The organism is Bradyrhizobium frederickii, from assembly GCF_004570865.1.
GTDB lineage: Bacteria > Pseudomonadota > Alphaproteobacteria > Rhizobiales > Xanthobacteraceae > Bradyrhizobium > Bradyrhizobium frederickii.
Genome location: NZ_SPQS01000084.1, coordinates 1 through 3,327 on the forward strand (window position 1 = coordinate 1; position 3,327 = coordinate 3,327).

Genomic DNA, 3,327 nt, shown 5'->3' on the forward strand with positions numbered 1-3,327 from the left:
GACGGTGGGTTCGGCGATCCGACTCCCGCCGCCCGGACCGAAAACATCGGCAGCGCTGCCTTCGAGCTGGGCCTTCCACGATGTGATCTGATTGGGGTGAACGTCGAACTGCTCCGCCAGTTGCGCCAGCGTGCGGTCACCCTTGACGGCGGCAAGTGCCACCTTCGCCTTGAAAGCCGGAGTGTGGTTCCGCCGTGCTCGTCTGCTCATCGTCTCTCCTGATTCGCGGGTCAATCTTGCCCGCCGTCAGGCAGAAACTCCACTTATCGCGCTGTTCAGATTTGCGGGACCAGCTCATCCGCCATTATTTACCCTCCGGTTGAGCGTCGTGCGGGTGCCTCGTAAAATTCGCCGGGAGCTCACTGATCACGTTGCGCAGAGCTGTTGCTATCGCAGCAGCTCGCACGTTGCTTCATTTAGCAACACACCAACATGCACTCAATGCGGGCACGTCTGAGGCGATCAGACTTCCCTACATCACCGTGGTGGTAGTCGCGACCAAACCTGGTGATGTTGTCAGCCCAGCAAGTTGCGTGCCAGCCTCGCACTTGAAGCGGTTGACGACCGACCTTTGTTAGGAACCTACAAGGTTTAGCAGGCGGCTAACTAAACAGGCTTAGGTATTGCTAACGGCCTCGTTTGTGCAACGCGGGGATATTCCACACGAAGGAGGCCACAGATGGTCTACACTAAACTCGCCAATCAAAGGGGGCTGACGCTTACGCGTGTTGCTCATCACCCGTGTTTTGGTTCCGAGCCGGACCAGTAACGGGCCGATTGTCGCGGCGATGCTACCGGCGGTCGGCATGCACAGACTCGTGATTTCCTCTGTCTTTCAATGGCGTGTTTTCGACGCCTTGCAGAGTGACAACTCGCGCCAGGAGCTGGGACCAATCTGCTGAACGCACCCTCGACACCCCTGACCGTCAGCGGAGCGGGTGGCCTGAACGTGGTGGGCACAAATACGTAAACGAAGCCCACGGCGCTGCTGATTCCGGCGGCGGCGGAACCTGGTCGCTCCTATCCGCAGGGTCGCCAGCTCGACGGAGTGCAGCAGATCGACCGAAAGCTGAAGCTCATTCCCTTCGTCGGCACCGCGGTGATCGCGCGTCGCTTGTTGAATGGCTTTACGACCACAACGCACCATGGCCCCTTCATCTGCGTAGCTACAGCATGGACCGAAGGTGCTCTGGGACAGCGCATCCCTCGGAGACGCCCAAGAGTTCATGGACGAACGTAAGTCATCATGTGAGAGACGATACGCATATGAGCACCAATCTTGCGGTACAGGCACCGACCAATGCGCTCCGGCTGGTCACACAGGCGTATTCGAGCCTTCTCCTTATCGCCTTCGCCCTGATGCCCGCCCAGTTCATCGCCTACCTGTATTTCCAACAGGATTCCACGCTAAAATTCGAAAATCACTTGTTCCACGAATTCGCGATTGCCGTCGCGACTCTCGAAGGGCTGTTCGTCACTTATGTGACGTGGCGTTGCTACCAGACTTCAGGCGAACCTCTGTTGCGTTGGTTAACGCTGGGCTTTCTCGGCTTCGTGCTGATTTATTCGCCGCACGGTGCCCTCACCGGGATGGCACACCGCAACATTTGGCTGTTTCTGCTCTATGGACCGGCTTCGCGTCTTGCGATGTCGGTTCTGCTCTTCGTTGGCCTGCTCAGCTACAGCCAGCCGTCAGACGAGGTCGAAAAGCGTTCGGATGCGCGCGCATGGCTGATGTGGATCGGCCTGTTCCTGACGATGGACATAGCCGTCGCACTGATCGCCTACTCCCCCTATGCGGGACATCCCGCGGTACGCTTGTCCATGGAGGGCGGCGCACTGGTATTCAGCGTGCTGAACGTCGCGGCGATGCTGACGCGACGGATTCGATCGCCGCTCATGCTTATTTTCGGCATTTCGGTCGCGTGGTTTGCGATATCGTCGCTCGCATTCATGCTGGCGGCGCCCTGGAATCATATGTGGTGGCTCGCCCACGCGATCTTTGCTGGCGGATTCTTCCTGCTCAGCTATGGCGTTGTCCAGGCTTTCCGAACGACACAATCATTCTCGGCCATCTATAGCCAGGAGGAAATGACCGCCCGCCTGGCCGAATCGATGGCCGAGACCCAAAGGGCGCTACAGCAACTGCAACAGAGCAATCAAAGGTTGGAACGCCTTGCCGCCACCGACCCACTGACCGGTGCCGGAAATCGGCGCCACTTCATCGAGCATATTGGCGACGAGATCGCGCGGGCCAAACGAAGCGGTGCTCCATTATCTCTGCTCTCGATCGATCTCGATGATTTCAAGTATATCAATGACTCGCGCGGTCACAGTGTCGGCGATGAAGTCCTCCGCGCATTCGTACGAAAGTGTCTGGAGGCGATCCGCCCTTACGACTCTGTCGCGCGCGTGGGCGGTGAAGAATTTATGGTGTTGCTCCCGGGGGCGACGCTCGACGCCGCTTGCGCGGTGGCCGAGCGCCTTCGCTCTGCCATCGAAGGCGCCGCGTTCGATGTCGGAGCCAAACCGTCGGTCAGCGTCACCATCAGTGTTGGGGTATCGGAGTTCGGGCGCGATGGAGACACCCTTGACGGATTCCTGAGGGTCGCCGATCAGCGGCTATATCGTGCAAAATTTGAAGGTCGCAATCGTGTGATTGTCGCGTAGCCGCTTGCCGGGAATTGCCATGTCCTTGATTCATACGGCGTTGTTCAACGGCTTTCGTTCCGTGGCACGTTCAAGGTGACCGATGAGTTGTGCCGGGAACGACTATCGCGTTTTAGCATCGCGCCTTGCGAAGGCGTTACTCGGGGTTCGACGATGGGTACACAACATATGGTTTTCAATCCATGCTATCTGAAATCGCTAAAAACACCGGCCTCAGCGAAGGTTCGACTATGATGAGTTTGTCTCCACGATCACGCGCGTTGCACGCCGATTGGTTCGATTGGTGTAGTTCTGCCACGAGGGATTTTGTTGTTCTCTTTGGGGGCGTTGTTCTCGCCTCTATTTTGGTGCATGTCTATGAGTGAGCTGGTCCCGCAAATCTGAACAGCGCGATAAGTGGAGTTTCTGCCTGACGGCGGGCAAGATTGACCCGCGAATCAGGAGAGACGATGAGCAGACGAGCACGGCGGAACCACACTCCGGCTTTCAAGGCGAAGGTGGCACTTGCCGCCGTCAAGGGTGACCGCACGCTGGCGCAACTGGCGGAGCAGTTCGACGTTCACCCCAATCAGATCACATCGTGGAAGGCCCAGCTCGAAGGCAGCGCTGCCGATGTTTTCGGTCCGGGCGGCGGGAGTCGGATCGCCGAACCCACCG

General features: G+C 58.3%; 3 protein-coding genes. 2 read left to right on the plus strand and 1 reads right to left on the minus strand.

Features of this window, described 5'->3' with window-relative positions:
- On the minus strand, positions 1-210 hold a 210-nt coding region (locus E4K64_RS39280; protein WP_135162981.1), incomplete at its 3' end, for a transposase.
- A gap of 1,056 nt (positions 211-1,266) precedes the next feature.
- Between E4K64_RS39280 and E4K64_RS41730 the strand changes: the two genes are divergently transcribed.
- Positions 1,267-2,670, plus strand: a complete 1,404-nt coding sequence (locus E4K64_RS41730; RefSeq protein WP_126262239.1) for a GGDEF domain-containing protein — start codon at positions 1,267-1,269, stop codon at positions 2,668-2,670.
- A 449-nt stretch (positions 2,671-3,119) separates the two neighbouring features.
- On the plus strand, positions 3,120-3,327 hold a 208-nt coding region (locus tag E4K64_RS39295), incomplete at its 3' end, for a transposase (protein ID WP_135163638.1).

Coding starts and splice junctions, on each gene's coding strand:
- E4K64_RS41730 (WP_126262239.1), top strand. CDS start 1,267: ATGAGCACCAATCTTGCGGTACAGGCACCGACCAATGCGCTCCGGCTG.